Below are 16,112 nucleotides of genomic sequence, written 5' to 3'. Positions count from 1 at the left end.
TCCGCTCGAAGAACAACAAGAAAGCCGGCCCCCGCGGGGTCCGGCTTTCTTGTTGTCATGCAGACTGGAATCCTGAGTACAAATCGTGAGTAAGAATCGTATTAATCCCAATAATCCTTTGGATTGTAGACGATCTCGCCAGCGGCTGAAATCCGCAGTACACCGCCGTTCTCCTCGTAATGCACCTTGTCGCCCGAGTTGACGTAGAACCAGTGTTTGATCGTATCGCCCTGCTCCGGCTCTTCAAACAGGAATAAGTTCAATTCCTCCCTCAGGCTCATGACGGCAGCGCCAATTTCGGGAGTGACTCCCCGCAGCTCTATAACCGTTTGATCACCGCGCCCGCTCCGGCTGACCTCATAAGTGACTCCAGCCTCCCTGGAGGTATCCAGCAGCATTCGGCCTGCTACCGCATGTTTCACAAGTACACGTTCCGCCATCCCAATCCCTCCTTCATATCAAAATCAGATTTCTAACCGGGTTATTCCGCTTTAAGGCAGATCGATCAGCATAAAGAGCACCTCATCTTTAGCCGTTAGGTCCAGGTCTGTCACCTGGATGATCCGGGCCGAATCCCGTGTGCCCAATTTGTATTCCTCCTGCAGAGAAAGCTCCCCTTCGATAACAAACAGGAAGGTCCGGCGCCCGGCGTCCTGATGGAAACGGACGGATTCTCCGGCCTGCAGCCTGCTCATATAAATCGTCAGATCCTGACCGATGTCGGCAGCCGTGCTGCTACCTACAGGCGTAACGACCGGCAGCAAACGGCCCTTCAGCTGCTCGGGATCAAACTGGCTGGTGGTGTAGGAAGGCTGCTTGCCGCGTTCAGCCGGCATAAACCAGATCTGCAGCAGGTTCACCTCTTCTTCCTGCGAAGGGTTGTGCTCTGTATGGATCACGCCGCTTCCGGCCGACATGCGCTGCACGCCGCCAAAAGTTGTAATCGCCTCATTGCCCATGCTGTCTTCATGGCGCAGCTGACCGGACAACACGATGGAGACAATCTCCATATCGCTGTGCGGATGTGCGCCAAAGCCGCGGCCCGGTGCAATAACATCATCATTAAAGACCCGCAGCGGTCCAAACGCCATATTGTTCTCGTCCTGATAATCGCCGAAAGAGAAACTCCGGCCTGTCTTCAGCCAGCCCAGATCAGCTTTGTTCCGCTCCGAATCGGGATAAAGGGTAATCATGTTCCTGCCTCCTTTAGCTCATTTTAATATGAAGTTAATATTCTTGAATTTGAAATACTACTGCTTTCTGTAGTGTAACAGAAGTTAAAGGACTATACAAACGGTTGTTACTTACTTTTATTAAGATTATTCTCGCTTGTATGCTCCAGCCACCCCATTATAGTAAAATAGGAATCAGCAGCTTTTTTCTGCATCGTTTCTTACATCAACCAACGGGGTGAATCCGCTTGAATTATACAGCTATCGATTTTGAGGTTGCCAATATGCGAAACCGGGCCAGCGTCTGCTCCATCGGCCTGGTTGAGGTCCGGGACGGCGTTATCGTGCAGGAGAAATATTCGCTCGTTAATCCCCACGACGCCTTTGACCCTTTCTGCGTGGCCGTACACGGCATTACCCCGGAAATGGTCGCGGACGCGCCAACGTTCCTGGAAGTCTGGCAGGAGATCAGGGAGCTCATTGAGGGACGCACCCTGGTGGCCCATAACGCCTCTTTCGATATGAGCGTGCTTCGCTACTGCATGGAGGCCTTCGGCCTAGATTATCCGGATTGCACTTATGTCTGCTCTTATTTGTTATCGCGAAAGATCTGGCCGGGACTGCCCGGCTACAAGCTGAATCAAATGGCCGCCTTCCACCGGCTGTCCGCCTTCCGTCATCATGATGCGCTTGAAGATGCCCGTGTGGCGGCTTTGCTGCTGCTGAAATGTTTTGAAGCTTCCGGCGGCGCGCCGGATTGCCACGGACTGGCGGAGGCGCAGGGCTACCGGCTGGGGGCTTTGTTTCCCGGAGGGAGTTATCAAACCTTCACCTCCGCCAAGCCGAAAGCAGCCGGCAAAGGGGGCCGCGGCAGGAAGGGACAAGCCCGCACGGGGACGGCTTCAAATGCCGGTTCCAAAGGTTCGCGCAGCACGGTCAAGCCGGTGCTTGTGCCCGCAGCCAAGGTGGATGAAGACCATATTTTCTATCGCAAAAATATCGTGTTCACCGGCAGGCTCGGTTCCCTGACCCGGCTGGAAGCGATGCAGCGGGTCGTGAACTGCGGCGGCCGCTGCGCCGACGCCGTGGAGCTGCAGACCCACTACCTGGTCGTGGGTCAGAAGGATTTCCTGAAGCTGCAAAGCGGCGAAGCCCGCAGCAGCAAAATCCAGAAGGCGGAGCGCCTGGCCGGCGCGGGCCTGCCGATCCGCCTGATCTCCGAGCAGCAGTTTCTGGAGCTGCTCGGATAAAGCAGCAAGGCAGGCACCCCCGGCTCTGCGCCGGTGTGCCTGCCTTGCTTTGTGCCGTGTCGCCGGAATCCCCCGCGACACGCCGGCCGGCGCCGGAAGCGGCTTTCGGCTTACTCAGCCGCTCCGGCCTCTTCCGCTGCCGTCTCTCATCCGGCCGCCTCTGCCCCTGCGTCCGGTATCTCATGGACCTCCGCCTTCACCGGTTTGACTAAATACCCGTCAACGATTTGGAAGAAACCCACAAAATGATCCGTATTGTTATGGCGGTTCACCGCCTCCTGGTCTTCCCATTTCTCAATTAATACAAAGGTATTCGGATCCTCAACGGCTTCATACAGCAGACAGTACAGGTTGCCGGCTTCCTCGCGTGTTTTGCGCTGCAGCAAACCAGCCTGCTCAAGGAAGTCGTCCCGCTCGGACGGATGAACATAAAGATGAGCCTGAATCATAATCATGTGAAACCGCCTCCCCGCAAATTGTCATTCAGCCGGAGGAGTGGGTTCTCCCCTCAACTTCCTGCTTCATATAGGTATATAACCCTCTGCAGGGCTGCGGCTAACAAAAGTTTCCGCGGCTTCTGAGCCAGCTCCCCCCCCTTGAACCTCATGTTAATCCGCCCGGCTGCTTCCATTCCGGCGCAGATTGCCGCTTCCGTTCAACTACCGTCCATTCTCAGCCTGATCTAAATCAAAGTTCGACTCCGTCTGTTTGCCTTCTTCTATACGCCCAATGGTTGGTTGGACCGTGCCCGTTCCCTATGCCCAGGCTGTCCTCAAGGGCCGCCTGGATAAAAGCTCTTGCCTGGCCTACCGCTTCGGTCACTTCAAGCCCCGTGGCCAGACCGGCCGTAATGGCCGCCGAGAAGGTGCAGCCCGTGCCATGGGTATGCGGCGTGGATACCCGGGTCCCGGCAAATTCCGTAAAACCGCTGCCGTCATACAGCAGATCTACGGAGCGCTCCGGATCCCCCTCTTCATGGCCGCCTTTAATCACTACATAAGCCGTCCCAAGCGCATGCAGCCGTTTGGCGGCCTCCCGTTTGCCTTCGGCACCGGCAATGGTCATTCCAGTCAGCCGCTCGGCCTCCGGCAGATTCGGGGTTACTACCAGCGCCAGCGGCAGCAGCCGGCTGCGCAAAGCCTGCACGGCCTCCTCCAGCAGCAGCTCGGCCCCGCCTTTGGCAATCATCACCGGGTCAACCACCAGCTTGTTCCAGCCGAACCGGCTGACCTGACCAGCTACCTGCTCGATGATCTCCGCGCTGAACAGCATCCCGGTCTTCAGCGCATCCGGCTTCAAGTCTTCCCCGACCGATGCGATCTGGGCCGCTACCGTCTCCGGCGGAATCGGATGTACGCCCTGCACGCCCAGCGTATTCTGCACCGTTACAGCGGTCAGTGCGGACATGCCGTAGACGCCCAGCTCCTGAAAGGTTTTCAGATCGGCCTGGATGCCTGCGCCGCCTCCGCTGTCCGATCCGGCTATCGTCAATGCTTTATATACGCTGCTCATCCATGATTTCCCCCGCTTCATCGACCTGAATTTTTGTTATTACCGCATCCCGCAGGAACGTTTGCGGCGAAAGCTTATACAGCTCGTTCAGCAATTCGATTTGGAAAGCTCCCGGCCCTGCCTCCGCGCTCCGTTCAGCCGCAAGCGCAGCCGCTACGCCATATCCGGCCAGTGCGGCTGCGCCGGCCAGCAGCTTGTTATCCTCCACGGCGCAATAAGCGCCGATGACAGAGGTAAGCAGACAACCGGTTCCCGTCACCCGGGTCAGAATCGGGTGCCCCCCTTCAATTTCATAGGTGGCTGCTCCATCGGAAATATAATCTTTGGGTCCCGTTACGGCAACGACGGTGTTCCAGTGTTTGGCCGCCCGCTGCGCAAGCTCGGCCGGATGACGTCCTTCCGGCAGCTCGCCGGCATCCACGCCTTTGATCGCCCAATTCTCGCCGATCAGGTTGGCCACCTCGGCCGCATTCCCGCGGATAACATCCACTTTAACCGTATTTAACAGGCGCTGCGCCGTTTCGCTGCGGAACCTGGTTGCGCCTGCAGCAACCGGATCGAACAACACGGGCACACCGGCTTCATTGGCTCCTTGGGCGGCCAGCAGCATCGCTTCGACCGTACTGCCGGTTAACGTCCCCATGTTGAGTACCAGGGCCCCGGCTTTGCCGGCCATCTCCACCGCTTCCTCCACGGCCGCCGCCATCACCGGGGAAGCCCCCAAGGCGAGCAGACCATTTGCCGTAAAATTCGTCACCACTTCGTTTGTAATGTTATGCACCAGAGGATTCACCTGGCGGATTCGCTCGATCAGCGGAGCGGCGGCTTTCCGGAATTCATTTTTTACGTTTGCTGACATGTGATCCCAACCTTTCGGGGAGCCTGAATCAAACGAACCTTTTGTTCCCTGTACCTGCCCGAACCTCCAAGAGGCGGCCGGACGCCCAAAACTATATTCCTTCAGGGTCCTTCAGGCCCCGGCCGATATTTTCTCCATACAAAAAAGACACTCCGCCTAAGCAGAGTGTCCCCCTATGTGGATCACGATCTCCCTACGCTGGCATTACCCAACAGGTTCGAACGGTCTACGACGGATTAGTCGTACTCTCAGCTTGCTTCCGCAGGCTCCCATGTTATTAGTTTGTATTTGCTTGTTCTTATGCCCTCATTTTACCACAAGCCAGCTTTGATTTCCTGATTACCGCAAAAATTCTAAACGATATCCAGCGGCACCTTGCCAGGCGGAGCAGGGAACACCTTGTTGATATCGTCAAGCTCCTGAGCGGTCAGCCGGATGTTGGCAGCCGCCGCATTATCTTTCACATGCTGCGGTTGTACAGCCTTGGGAATGGCGACGATCCCATCTTCCCGGATCACCCAGGCCAAAGCAATCTGCGCCGGAGTGACGCTGCGTTCCTCCGCGATCCGGCGGATCACCGGATGCGTCAGCAGCTCCCTCCGCAGCTGCCCGCCTTGGGCCAGCGGGCAGTAGGCCATCGTCGGCACCTGATGCCGCCGGGCCCAGGGCAGCAGATCCACCTCGATGCCGCGGGAAGCGGCATGATACAGCACCTGGTTCGCGGCGCAGCGCTCTCCGTCCGGCAGGCTCCACAGCTCTTCCATATCTGCCGTGTCGAAGTTGGAGACGCCCCAGGAACGGATTTTTCCCGATTGACGGAGCTCTTCCAGAGCCGCTACCGTTTCCGCCAAAGGAATATCCCCCCGCCAGTGCAGCAGGTAGAGATCCATATAGTCCGTGCCAAGCCGCTTCAAGCTCCGTTCGCAAGCCTGCTTCATTTTAGCTCCGGCCGCATGGTGCGGATAAACCTTCGAGACCAGGAATACCTGATCACGACGCCCCCGAATCGCTTCGCCCACCACCTGCTCCGCTCCGCCTTCGGCGTACATTTCCGCGGTATCAATCAGCGGCAGGCCCAAATCAAGACCAAGCTGCAGGGCGTATACCTCCTGCTTCCTGTGAGCTGCATTTTCGCCCATATACCAGGTGCCCTGCCCAAGAACCGGAACCGGTTCCCCCGGAATAAATTCAACCTGTCTGTTTATCAACATCCCGTCATCCTTTCTTCTCCGCTTGTACAAGAAATCATTTATGATTAATCCTTGTACAGCCGGGTATGTAATCCTTGCAGACTTTATCTCCCTTTTTTTGAAGAAGCGGCCCGCCCCTTTGATTCCGGGGTTTCCGTTCTTCTTTGTTATTTACCCGCAAAAGCCCCGCTAATGCCAGAAAAACCTAAACACACACCGGCAATGGCCGTGTACGTCAGGTTTCTCTTTAATCAGGTGCCTCCTTAATGAAAACCCCTGTTCTCTACTATTAATCCTTTTTATTTCGAATCCTCTTTATTTGGAAGCCCCTGCCCGGATGCCTCATAGGCCTGCAGCACCGCATCAAGAACGCCCGGAAAGCGGTGATTCAGATCCTCTTCCCTCACCGAGATCAAACGCTGCGTTCCTTGGCTGCGGGTAAACACTACACCGGATTCACGCAAGGTGCGGATATGATGGGACAAGGTTGATTTGGCAATCGGAACTTCAAAAGAATTGCACGGATTCTCCCCGTACTTGCGAATTTGCGACACAATAAATAACCGTATGGGATCACTTAAAGCATATAACACGGAAGAGAGTTCAATCTCATCCCGATCCGGATGGTATAGCACTTTCATCTGAAAGTCCCCTTTGCTGCAAAGAAATTTTAATACAACTTCTTGAGATGCTGAATGGTTCGTCGGGTTTTGTCCTAAAATGACTTCGGATAGGCTGTACAACGGCCGAGCTTGCAGGTCCGGTCTGCACTTTAAAATCCTAATTGCATTTTAAACGATCCCATGCTATATTTCAATTGTTCGATGATCTTAGAACAATAAAAATAGATAAGAGTGGGTGAAATTTTATGAAGGCAGCATCTCCTGATGTTTCCTCTTCCCTCGCTGCTGAGGGACATGCAAGTTCAGGTTTAAGAAAAGAAGGCATATTGACGGTGCTGCTTGGGATTGCCGTTGTTCTGGCCATTATGAATACCTCCATGTTTAATTTGGCCCTTCCCGAGATTACCGATTCATTTGGCCTTTCGGCTTCGGTTTCCTCTCTGATCGTCACCGGCTATTCCATCATGTTTGCGATTTCCTCAATCACCTACAGCCGGCTTTCCGATTTTGTACCGCTGCGGCGTTTGCTTGTGATCGGACTGCTGACCTTGGGAATTGCCGCCCTTGGCGGACTGTTCAGTCCAAGCTTCTGGCTGCTGCTGACCATGCGCGTGCTGCAGGCTGTTGGCGCCGGCGCAGTCATTTCCTTGTCGATGGTGCTGTTTACCCGCTATATTCCGATCGAGCGCCGCGGCAAAGCGATGGCCTTCATTATGTCAGCCGTTTCTCTTGGACTCGGTCTTGGACCGGTTGCAGGCGGAGCTATCGTTGATTACTTTGGCTGGCGATATCTGTTTCTGGTGACCGCCATCAGTTTGCTGCTGGTTCCGCTGCTATACCTGTCCCTTCCCCGGGAAACCCCAAAACGTGGCGTATTCGATACTGCCGGGGCGGTGTTCCTCGCCGTTGGCACAAGCGGAATTCTGCTGTTCCTGACCAGTCATTCCTGGCCTGCTCTGGCTGCAGGGGTTGTTGGACTCGTTCTGTTTGTCCTGCGTATTCGCCTGGCGTCAGAACCTTTTGTTCAGCCTGCCTTATTCGCTAATTCCGCTTATGTGGCCTTATCATTGGTCGGCATTCTTTCGTACCTGTGCAGCTTTGCGACTTTGTTTCTGATTCCGCAAATTTTGGTGCATCGTTTCGATTTCAGCGCCAGTCATGCCGGATTTATTATTTTCCCCGGCTCGCTGCTGGCCATTGTAGCTTCGCGCAAAGTCGGTACGATCATTGACCGGCACGGCAATCTGCATATTTTACGTTATGCTCCTTTGCTGGTGCTTTGCGCCACTCTATTGTTCGCTTTGTTTGCCGCTGATTCCTGGCTGGCGATTCTATTGATCTATCTGCTGATCAGCCTCAGCTTCACCATGCTGTCAAGCAGCGTATCTAACGAGATCTCCCGGATTCTCCCTGCTTCGCAGGTAGGCTCGGGCATGGGGCTTTTCCAGCTTCTTCAGTTCTTCAGCGGCGCATTCAGCGTAGCCATCGCTTCCAGTGCCATGGAGTGGCAGAAAGGACTTTCGTTGTCCTCCGCTTATTCCAATATCTTCTGGGGACTGATGATTATGGCGCTGCTCGCTTTTATCTCTTCTTATGTATATTTGCGAAGCACCGGCTCGCTCAAGTCCGAAAGCAAGTCCGGCTCGCTTGATCGCTGAAGCCCTTCAAAATCCGCGCGCTTATAGCGTCGCTTCATCATAAATTCAGGCCCTGCAGCGTTTTATCTGCAGGGCCTTGGTGTTTATGTGAAGGCCGACGGGTAGGCAAGCCAGCGGCCATCCCCATCTTTTTACCGATTATGAACCGTCTGTCGTCAAAGCCTGAATGGAGTTGCCCACCGATTGCAGAAAGCTGCCAAAAGCGTTGGCTGAATTTAAGGTTCTTTCCTTGCCGGTGCTTCCTCTCTGCTCCAAAGTTAGAAACGTCTGCGCCGCATTGGCGACCGCCTGCAAAATATTGCCGAGAATAACGAGATCCTTCCCTTCTTTCTGCAGCCTTTTTTTCTTGGATAACAGCTTCGTCTGACCTACCGCCTGAATGTTGGTGCCAAGGGCCTGCAGCCAGGAGTAAGCTGCAATCTGTTCGTTTATGCTCATGGAATTCCGCGGCAGCGTACTCCCCCCCCTTTCTCCCTGCGATAAATGCAAATTGATATTTTACTATATGCTGAGAGATTTCAGACAGACCCGGATGAATGCTTTGCTTCATCTGTCCCTCCGGGCCGCTGCCGGTCTTGCTTTCAGGAATAAAAAAAAGGAAGCCCTAAGGCTTCCGCTTCCATAATTTCTGCCGGCTTTCTTGTTAGAATTGAAAATCGTCGTCGGTCAAAGGTTCTACGTTCAGCGCCTTCACATAACCGTTGCCTTTTTTGGAGAAAAAGTCATGCTGTTTTGTATGGGTGCTGATGCCGTTGAAGACAATCGGGTTGACTTCTTCTTCCTCAAACAGAGGGTCAAAGCCCAGGTTCATCATCGCTTTGTTGGCGTTGTAGCGAAGGAATACTTTCACATCTTCGACCAAACCGATTGGCGCGTAGATTTGTTCCGTATAACGCTCCTCGTTGGTATGCAGGTAACGCAGCAGGCCGACCAGCGTTTCCTGCGCGTCGCGCTGCTCTTCCTCCGAAAGCTCGGCAAAAATCTCTTGTGCCAGCACGCCGACATAAACGCCGTGAATGCTTTCGTCGCGGAGAATCAAGTCGATGATTTCGCCGCTGCAGGTCATTTTGCCCTGGCCCGCCAGATACAGAGGATAGAAGAAACCGCTGTAGAACAGGTAGCTTTCCAGCAGCACGGAGGCCGCCATCGCCAGGAACAGCTCCTTGGGCGAATTGATGTTGTTGTAATATTGACGGATCGTCTCTGCTTTGGTCTGCAGATAAGTGTTCTGCTCCACCCAGCGGAAGACGGAGTCGATTTCTTCCGTAGAAGCCAGCGTCGTGAAGATGCTGCTGTAAGACTTGGCGTGGATTTGCTCCATCATGCCCATGAAACCAAGCACGGCTTTGCGCTGCAGGCCGTCTACATGCTCCATGATTTGCGGCATGCCGACGCCGCCCTGAATCGTATCGAGCAGCGTCAATCCGCCGAGCACTTTCATATAAGCGTCCTTCTGATCATCGTTCAGCGTCAGCCAGGACATTTTATCGTCCGAGAGCGGAATTTCATCGTCCGTCCAGAACTGCATAATGTTCTGGTTCCAGAACATCAGCGTGAAATCGTCGTCCGGACGGTTCCAGTTCACCGCTTTGATTGCGTTCATTCCCAAGTTCCCCTTCCTCTATGAGGCGCCGCTCAGGCGCGCTGTTCTCCCCGTCCTCTCAAGGTTAGACGGAGCAGGTCAAACATTCTTCAACGGACAGCTTTTTGGTCCGTGTGTAATACAAGGACTTCAGGCCTTTGTGAGCCGCATACAGGTAATAACGGGCCAGCTGGCGTGTCGTCACGTTGCTGTTCACGTGCAGGATGGTCGAAATGCCTTGGTCCACGTGCGGTTGAATCTCGGCGATGAGATCCAGCACCTTGAACTGATCCATATTGTAAGAAGATTTATAGAAAAAGATATTATCGCGCTGCAAATAAGGCATTGGATAATACGTTGTTGAATTCGCATAAGTCCGCGTTTCGATCTGTTCCACAATCGGCATGACGCTGGAAGTGGAATTCTGGATGTAGGAAATGCTGGCCGTTGGCGCAATGGCCATCCGGTAAGCATGGTACAGGCCGTTCTTCATTACGGCTTCTTTGAGCTTGGCCCAATCCTGCGGAGCAGGAAGCTCGAGGCCTTCGAACAAAGCTTTCACCCGGTCGCTGGTCGGACGATAGTCCGTTTCCAGGTAACGGTCGAAATAATTCCCGTTCGCGTATTCCGATTTCTCGAAGTCTGCAAACGTTTCGCCCGTTTCCACGGCGATCATCATGCTTTTTTCAATTGAATAGTAGTTCATGGCCATAAAGAAGGCGCGGGCAAATTCTTTGGCCTCTTCGCTTTCATAAGCAATTTTGTTCTTCGCAAAATAGCCGTGCAGGTTCATCACGCCAAGTCCCACGGAATGCATCTCGCGATTGGCTTTCGCTACGCCCGGCGCGTTCCCGACGTTGGTCATGTCGCTGACGGAAGTCAAAGCCATCATGCCTTCGTGAACGGATTCTCGGATTTTCTTCGACTCCATGACGTTCACGATGTTCAGGGAAGCCAGGTTGCAGCTGATGTCGCGGCGGATTTGGTCTTCCATGCCGTAATCATTAATTTCGGAGGTTTCCTGCAATTGGAAAATCTCCGTGCACAGGTTGGACATTTTGATCTGTCCGATGCCCTTCAGGGCATGGCCTTTGTTGGCATTTGTTTTGTTCATGATATAAGGATAACCGGATTCCAGCTGAACCATAGCGATTTTGGTCAGCATGTCGCGCGCGTTCATGACGGCTTTCTTTTTAACACGGTCGTCCGCCAGCAGCTTGTCGTACATTTCGTCCATGTCCATGTCGTCCAGGTGTACGCCATAGGCTTTGTAGACGCTGTAAGGGCCGAATACATGCAGCGGCTGATTGTCTCTTGCCAGCTCGTAGAACCGGTTCGGCACGATCAGGCCGATGGACAACGTTTTGAGGCGGGTTCTTTCGTCCGCGTTGATCTTTTTGCTGTCCAGGAACTCGATAACGTCCCAGCCGAAAATGTTGTAGTAGCCTGCGCCAGAGCCTTTGCGTTGTCCCATTTGGTCGGCATAGGAGAAAGCATCCTCCATCAGCTTCAGGACAGGCATAATGCCTTTGGCCGCGCCTTCCACGCCTTTAATCGGTTCGCCGCGCCCGCGCAGCTTGGACAGGTTCACCGCTACGCCGCCGCCGATTTTGGACAGCTGCATGCAGGTGTTCAGCACATAGTTAATGGAGTTCAGCGAGTCGTCCATCTCCAGCAGGAAGCAGGAGACCAGCTCGCCGCGGCGGCTTTTGCCCGCGTTCAGGAACGTTGGGGTTGCCGGCTGCAGGCGCTGCTCCATCATGGAATGCGCCAGCGTGCAGGCCGATTCCGCGTTGCCGCGTCCCAGGTGCAGCGCTACGGCCGCTACCCGGTCCGGATAATGCTCCAAGTATTGGGAACGGTCGTTTGTTTTGACCGCGTAATCCGTATAGAACTTCGAAGCCGCCATGTAAGACTGGAACTGGAAGTTATAGCTGTGCGTAATATCGTAAACCCGTTCAACTTCGTCCGGGGTATATTTCTGATAGAAATCCTCATAATAATCGTTCTGAATCATATAAGCGACCTTAGCCGCCGTGCTTTCAAACTTCAGGCTCTTCGACTCGACATCCGCCAAAAATTCGCGAACCGCCTCGCGGTCCATCTCCAATTGGAAAAATCCGTCTTCGCCCGTCTTCATCAACATGTTGTTAAGCTCAATATGCCGCAAACCGGCTCACCTCCTGTTTAAATCGTTCCGCATCTCCAAACGTCCCTGACAGCTCAAACTTGCTGATGACCGGAACATCGTATTTCTCCGAAATAATGTCCGCGCTCTTCGCGAACCTGTCTCCCCAGTTGCGATTGCCGCTTGCCGCGACCCCGACCAGCCGGTCATGGTTGCGCTGCAGAAAAGAAGCGACCCGCTCCGGAACCTGTCCGAAGCCAGTCGTATATGTAACCAGTACAAAGGGTTCGTCAATCGTCATCGATTCGTCGATTTGCACTGCCTGCATTTTCAATTTGTTGATAAATCTTTTAACATTTCCTGTCTTAGAATCATAGGCGATCAGCACTCGGAATCATCCTTTCACCCTTATCGGTCGCGCTACTCTGCGGATTTTGTCCTCTTGTGTCATTAAACCAAATCACAAGCTCCAAAACCCAATATCTAGAGTCTGATATTAAATTTAACCTCTAGATATAGTGATGTCAATCCTGCCAAAAGCCCGATATAAGGGGGTCGTCCGCCGAGATTCCGCTCCTTAACTGGGTTTCCGACCATTTTTTGAAGCGCAAAAAAAAATAGAGAAAGCGGTTCGCTTTCTCCTGAAAACGTTTCCTGCCAAACTATGAAAATGAAGTTGGATCTTTTTCAGAAATTACCTCGGCCAGCTTTCCATAAATGCCCACAATTTGTTGCATCGGCATCCGCACCAGTCCGCTTAAAGAAGGGGCTACAAATTCGTGCATGCCCTCCAGAAACGGTTCGGGCTGAAACCCCCACTGCACTTTGCTGCGCCTGCTGTATTCCGTATATACGCCTTTGCCGACGAAACAGACGACCCGCGGCCGGTAATGCAGCAGCTTCGCTTTCAGGATCTCGCGGCCTTCCTTGTAGTCCTCCCGCGTTAAATCGTCGATGCCTTTAGTCGGCCTGGACACAATGTTCGTAAACCCGTAGCCCAGCTTCAGCAGCTCGCCGTCCTCGGACGGGTCATACAGCCGCGGCGTCAGCCCCGACTGGTGCAGGATACGCCAGAAGTTGTTCCGGGGATTGGCGTAATGGTGTCCGGTTTCTCCGGAAATCAAACTCGGGTTGAAGCCGACAAATACAATCTGAAGGCCGCTGTCCAGATGATCCGGCACGCCTCCGGAGCCCGTGCCGCCTTGGTTCTCATGACTGCTCATGCTTGTCCCCCCTTCTGCTCCTGCAGGGTAAGGCCTCTGCTTCTTCTGTATCTGCGTCCTGGCCTGAACGTTACCGTTACGATTACCGTTACAGCCTCATGCCCATCCGGCTCTTGTAACGGGTTATAAGAACCTGGGAATCAACACTGGTGATACCCGGAAGAATGTACAGCTTCTCTTTCATGAACTCTTCCATCTCTTTGTTGTCCGTGAACAACGCATGCATATGCAGCTTGGACGGCCCGGTCATATGGTACAGACTCGTTACGACCGGCTCCTCGGCCAGCGCTTCCGCCACCCGCTGCAAATATTTAGGCTCTACTTCGACATTAAAAAAAGCCGATACGGAAATACCTATTTTCTCAGGATTTATGACGGCTGTAAAGCGTTCAATAACGCCTTCCTCCATTAATGCATTAATGCGGGTCTGCACCGCTACACGGGACAACCCGATTTCCTTGCCCAAATCCGTATAAGAAATCCGGCCGTTGCTGTTCAGCTCCTTGATGATTTTGCGATCGATCTCATCCAGCGTAACCCGGCCCTGCTCATCCATTCTCGACATCGGTTCACCTGCTTTTCAAAGATTCTGGATTGGTAATCGTACCAGTCGTACCTGTTCTCTGCCTATAAATATATCCTTTTTCAGCGAAAAAGCCAGCCCCTGGCAGAACCTGTCTGCTGCAAGGGCCGGCACGGGATTCCCGGACTGCCAAAGATCATCAATAGGCCGAATGCGCCTAACCAGCAAAAGCGATCCGCTACCGCTCGTCGTTCCAGAAATTCACGGGCTTCAGCTCGGGCGTAATGACCGCAAATGCATAACCTTCTTTCTTAAGCTCGGCAAGAATCTTCGGCAGAATCTGAATCGTGGTCGGCAGGTCGTGCATCAGCACGACGGGAGCCGTCTTGCGGGCGGATACGGCTTTCACCTGCTTCATGACATTCGCATAGGTTGAAGCCGTATCCGCTTTAAACTTCCAGTCCTGGGAATCGACGTTCCAGTCCCACAGATGATAACCCGCTCCCAGCACCTTATCCCGGAAGTCCTCCTTAAAATACGGTTTGCTGCCGTATGGAGGACGGATCAGCACCGATTTAACGCCGGCGGCTTTGTAAAGTCTTTCATTATCGTCGTTCATCTCCTGAAGCGCGGCCTCCGGCGTCTTGTAGAACAGATCTTTCTGATGGGTCATGCCGTGCAGCCCGACCGAATCCCCTTCTTGGACCATCCGTTTCACCGAATCGGAATAAGAGCTGATATGATTGCCGAGCATAAAAAAGGTGGCTTTGACCTCATATCGGTCCAGAATATCCAGCAGCTGCCCCGTATGGGCGCTTGGACCGTCATCAAAGGTCAAATAGATGGTTTTGCCGGACGGTCTGCCGGCAGGTTTCGGGGGAGCCGGTTTGGCCTGCCGCTCCGCTTCCTTGACCGCCTTGAGGTGGCTGTCGATTTCGGATTTGTGGGCGGCATCAAACTTGTCATTATCCAGGGCTCCCTGGGTCGTCACTACCCGAAGCAGCAGCTTGTCTGCCTGATAGGTGATCGGATAACCAAAAGATCTGGCCAGCAGCCCCAGCTGCACGCGGGTCGAACCGTTCTCTACAAAGAGAGAGGTTTGTACCGTCGTTCCGTCCGGCTTCACCGCCTGCCCTTCTTCAGCCTTCAGCAGAAGAACGAATCCGCCCGCCGAGGTCAGCGAAATTTCCTGCGGCGTGCCCGTAAGCTTGAGGCCAAACAGCTGCGCGGCCTCGCGCACAGGCACATAATAGTTGCCGGATTTAAAGACCGGGAGCAGGTCCGTCAGCTCATCATTAAGCCCCAGCAGGGCGGTGGATGCGGCGGATGATGCAACAGCCTTGGCTGGCGCTGGCGAAACCTTTGGCGAAACCTCTGATGAAGCGGCAGCGGCAGCTGCCGACCATCCCGGCAGCACCGCCAGCAGCAGACAGGAGACGAGCATCATCCACAATGTGCATTTTCTAAGCATGGATGCCTTCCCTCCAATTCTCGTATTAGGTTAATCCCTTTATAGCAAAAATAAAAATATAAAACAAAATTTAAGATAAAAAATGCTAGATTAGCCGCGATTTCAGCGGCATTTCCCGCAGTCCGTCCAACCATGCAGCAGCGCGTCATGCTTGTTCCGCCAAGCGGCCGAGCGCTATAATAGATTCTATGAGGTTGAGTCCGAGAACATGAATGAAAGACAGGAGTTTGTGCCGAGATGTCCCAATTTCACCATAATGAGAACCATAAAATATTGGTTATGACCGCCGTCGAGGCGGAAGCGGAAGCGGTGCTGCGCGGTATGGGCGGAGACGGCCGTTTTGAGGTGGCCCTGGCCGGCGTAGGACCGGTCCAGGCCGCCATCAGCACGACGAGGCTGCTGGCCGCAGGGAGCGGCCGCTACAGCCTCGTCGTGAGCGCCGGCATCGCCGGCGGTTATGCGGGCCGGGCGGAGATCGGCTCGCTGGTTGTGTCCAGCGAGATTGCTGCAGCCGACCTCGGCGCGGAGACGCCGGAGGGCTTCAGCAGCCTGGACGAGCTGGGCTTTGGCAGCGCGGTCGTGCCCGTGGACCGCGCTTTGGCGGAGCGGGTGGCCGGCATGCTGGCCGCCGCGGGACTGCCGGTCACGCTGGGACCGGCCTTGACGCTGGCGACCGTCACCGGCTCGGCCGCCACCGCCTCCATGCTGGCCGCGCGGTTCCCCGGCGCGGCCTCCGAAGGCATGGAGGGCTTCGGCGCCGCCGCGGCAGCCGCTGACTTCGGGCTGCCTGCCCTCGAGCTGCGGGCCATTTCGAACGCCGTCGGCCCGCGCGACAAATCCTTGTGGCGAATCGGGGATGCCTTGAAGGCTTTGGAGGCTGCTTTTGCAGCGATTACACAATCTTGGAGGGATTAACGGATG

General features: G+C 54.4%; 17 protein-coding genes. 3 read left to right on the top strand and 14 right to left on the bottom strand.

The window, feature by feature from the left end; genetic code table 11:
* Positions 1-101: 101 nt before the first annotated feature.
* On the bottom strand, positions 102-440 hold the full coding sequence (locus AWM70_RS01170; RefSeq protein ID WP_068693628.1) for a hypothetical protein: 339 nt from the start codon (positions 438-440) through the stop codon (positions 102-104).
* Positions 441-491: 51 nt separating this feature from the next.
* Entirely contained in the window at positions 492-1,193 is a 702-nt protein-coding gene (locus AWM70_RS01165) for a pirin family protein (protein WP_068693626.1), read from the bottom strand.
* 227 nt (positions 1,194-1,420) lie between these two features.
* On the opposite strand from AWM70_RS01165, the gene AWM70_RS01160 reads away from it, so the two are divergent.
* On the top strand, positions 1,421-2,422 hold the full coding sequence (locus tag AWM70_RS01160; protein WP_068693624.1) for a 3'-5' exonuclease: 1,002 nt from the start codon (positions 1,421-1,423) through the stop codon (positions 2,420-2,422).
* 146 nt (positions 2,423-2,568) lie between these two features.
* On the opposite strand, the gene AWM70_RS01155 is transcribed toward AWM70_RS01160, so the two are convergent.
* From AWM70_RS01155 to AWM70_RS01135, 5 genes are all read right to left on the bottom strand, one after another.
* Entirely contained in the window at positions 2,569-2,877 is a 309-nt protein-coding gene (locus AWM70_RS01155) for a putative quinol monooxygenase (protein WP_068693622.1), read from the bottom strand.
* Positions 2,878-3,109: 232 nt separating this feature from the next.
* Positions 3,110-3,934, bottom strand: a complete 825-nt coding sequence (thiD, locus tag AWM70_RS01150) for a bifunctional hydroxymethylpyrimidine kinase/phosphomethylpyrimidine kinase (RefSeq protein WP_068693620.1) — start codon at positions 3,932-3,934, stop codon at positions 3,110-3,112.
* Positions 3,918-4,793, bottom strand: coding sequence for a hydroxyethylthiazole kinase (thiM, locus tag AWM70_RS01145; protein WP_068693618.1), 876 nt, complete (start codon positions 4,791-4,793; stop codon positions 3,918-3,920). The genes thiD and thiM overlap by 17 nt, the downstream gene beginning before the upstream one ends.
* Positions 4,794-5,146: 353 nt before the next feature.
* Positions 5,147-6,004 carry an aldo/keto reductase gene (locus AWM70_RS01140; protein WP_068693616.1) on the bottom strand — a complete coding sequence of 286 codons (858 nt, stop codon included), beginning with the start codon at positions 6,002-6,004 and terminating at the stop codon, positions 5,147-5,149.
* Positions 6,005-6,282: 278 nt separating this feature from the next.
* Positions 6,283-6,624, bottom strand: a complete 342-nt coding sequence (locus AWM70_RS01135) for an ArsR/SmtB family transcription factor (RefSeq protein ID WP_068693614.1) — start codon at positions 6,622-6,624, stop codon at positions 6,283-6,285.
* A 227-nt stretch (positions 6,625-6,851) separates the two neighbouring features.
* Here AWM70_RS01135 and AWM70_RS01130 point away from each other — a divergent pair, with 227 nt between their 5' ends.
* Positions 6,852-8,264, top strand: a complete 1,413-nt coding sequence (locus AWM70_RS01130; RefSeq protein WP_068693612.1) for an MFS transporter — start codon at positions 6,852-6,854, stop codon at positions 8,262-8,264.
* A 138-nt stretch (positions 8,265-8,402) separates the two neighbouring features.
* On the opposite strand, the gene AWM70_RS01125 is transcribed toward AWM70_RS01130, so the two are convergent.
* The 7 genes from AWM70_RS01125 to AWM70_RS22490 all read right to left on the bottom strand — a co-directional run bounded on the left by AWM70_RS01125 (position 8,403) and on the right by AWM70_RS22490 (position 15,191).
* Complete coding sequence (locus AWM70_RS01125) at positions 8,403-8,702, bottom strand: DUF6944 family repetitive protein (protein ID WP_237167803.1); 300 nt, start codon at positions 8,700-8,702, stop codon at positions 8,403-8,405.
* A gap of 205 nt (positions 8,703-8,907) precedes the next feature.
* Entirely contained in the window at positions 8,908-9,867 is a 960-nt protein-coding gene (gene nrdF, locus AWM70_RS01120; protein ID WP_068693610.1) for a class 1b ribonucleoside-diphosphate reductase subunit beta, read from the bottom strand.
* Between the two features lie 64 nt (positions 9,868-9,931).
* Positions 9,932-12,016, bottom strand: coding sequence for a class 1b ribonucleoside-diphosphate reductase subunit alpha (gene nrdE / locus AWM70_RS01115; RefSeq protein ID WP_068693608.1), 2,085 nt, complete (start codon positions 12,014-12,016; stop codon positions 9,932-9,934).
* Entirely contained in the window at positions 12,003-12,362 is a 360-nt protein-coding gene (gene nrdI, locus AWM70_RS01110; RefSeq protein ID WP_068693606.1) for a class Ib ribonucleoside-diphosphate reductase assembly flavoprotein NrdI, read from the bottom strand. Before nrdI ends, nrdE begins: the two co-directional genes overlap by 14 nt.
* Before the next feature lie 274 nt (positions 12,363-12,636).
* Positions 12,637-13,197, bottom strand: a complete 561-nt coding sequence (locus AWM70_RS01105; RefSeq protein WP_068693604.1) for a mismatch-specific DNA-glycosylase — start codon at positions 13,195-13,197, stop codon at positions 12,637-12,639.
* Positions 13,198-13,285: 88 nt separating this feature from the next.
* The gene (locus AWM70_RS01100; RefSeq protein ID WP_068693602.1) at positions 13,286-13,762 is read right to left on the bottom strand and encodes a chromate efflux transcriptional regulator ChrS; all 477 of its coding nucleotides are present in this window, start codon (positions 13,760-13,762) and stop codon (positions 13,286-13,288) included.
* Between the two features lie 196 nt (positions 13,763-13,958).
* Positions 13,959-15,191 carry a polysaccharide deacetylase family protein gene (locus tag AWM70_RS22490; protein WP_099093052.1) on the bottom strand — a complete coding sequence of 411 codons (1,233 nt, stop codon included), beginning with the start codon at positions 15,189-15,191 and terminating at the stop codon, positions 13,959-13,961.
* A gap of 237 nt (positions 15,192-15,428) precedes the next feature.
* Between AWM70_RS22490 and AWM70_RS01090 the strand changes: the two genes are divergently transcribed.
* Positions 15,429-16,106: a futalosine hydrolase gene (locus AWM70_RS01090; protein WP_068693601.1), complete on the top strand. Its 678-nt coding sequence runs from the start codon at positions 15,429-15,431 to the stop codon at positions 16,104-16,106.
* Positions 16,107-16,112 lie beyond the last annotated feature (6 nt).

This window comes from Paenibacillus yonginensis, assembly GCF_001685395.1.
Taxonomy (GTDB): Bacteria; Bacillota; Bacilli; order Paenibacillales; family Paenibacillaceae; genus Fontibacillus; species Fontibacillus yonginensis.
This window is presented reverse-complemented; position numbering and strand designations above follow the sequence as displayed.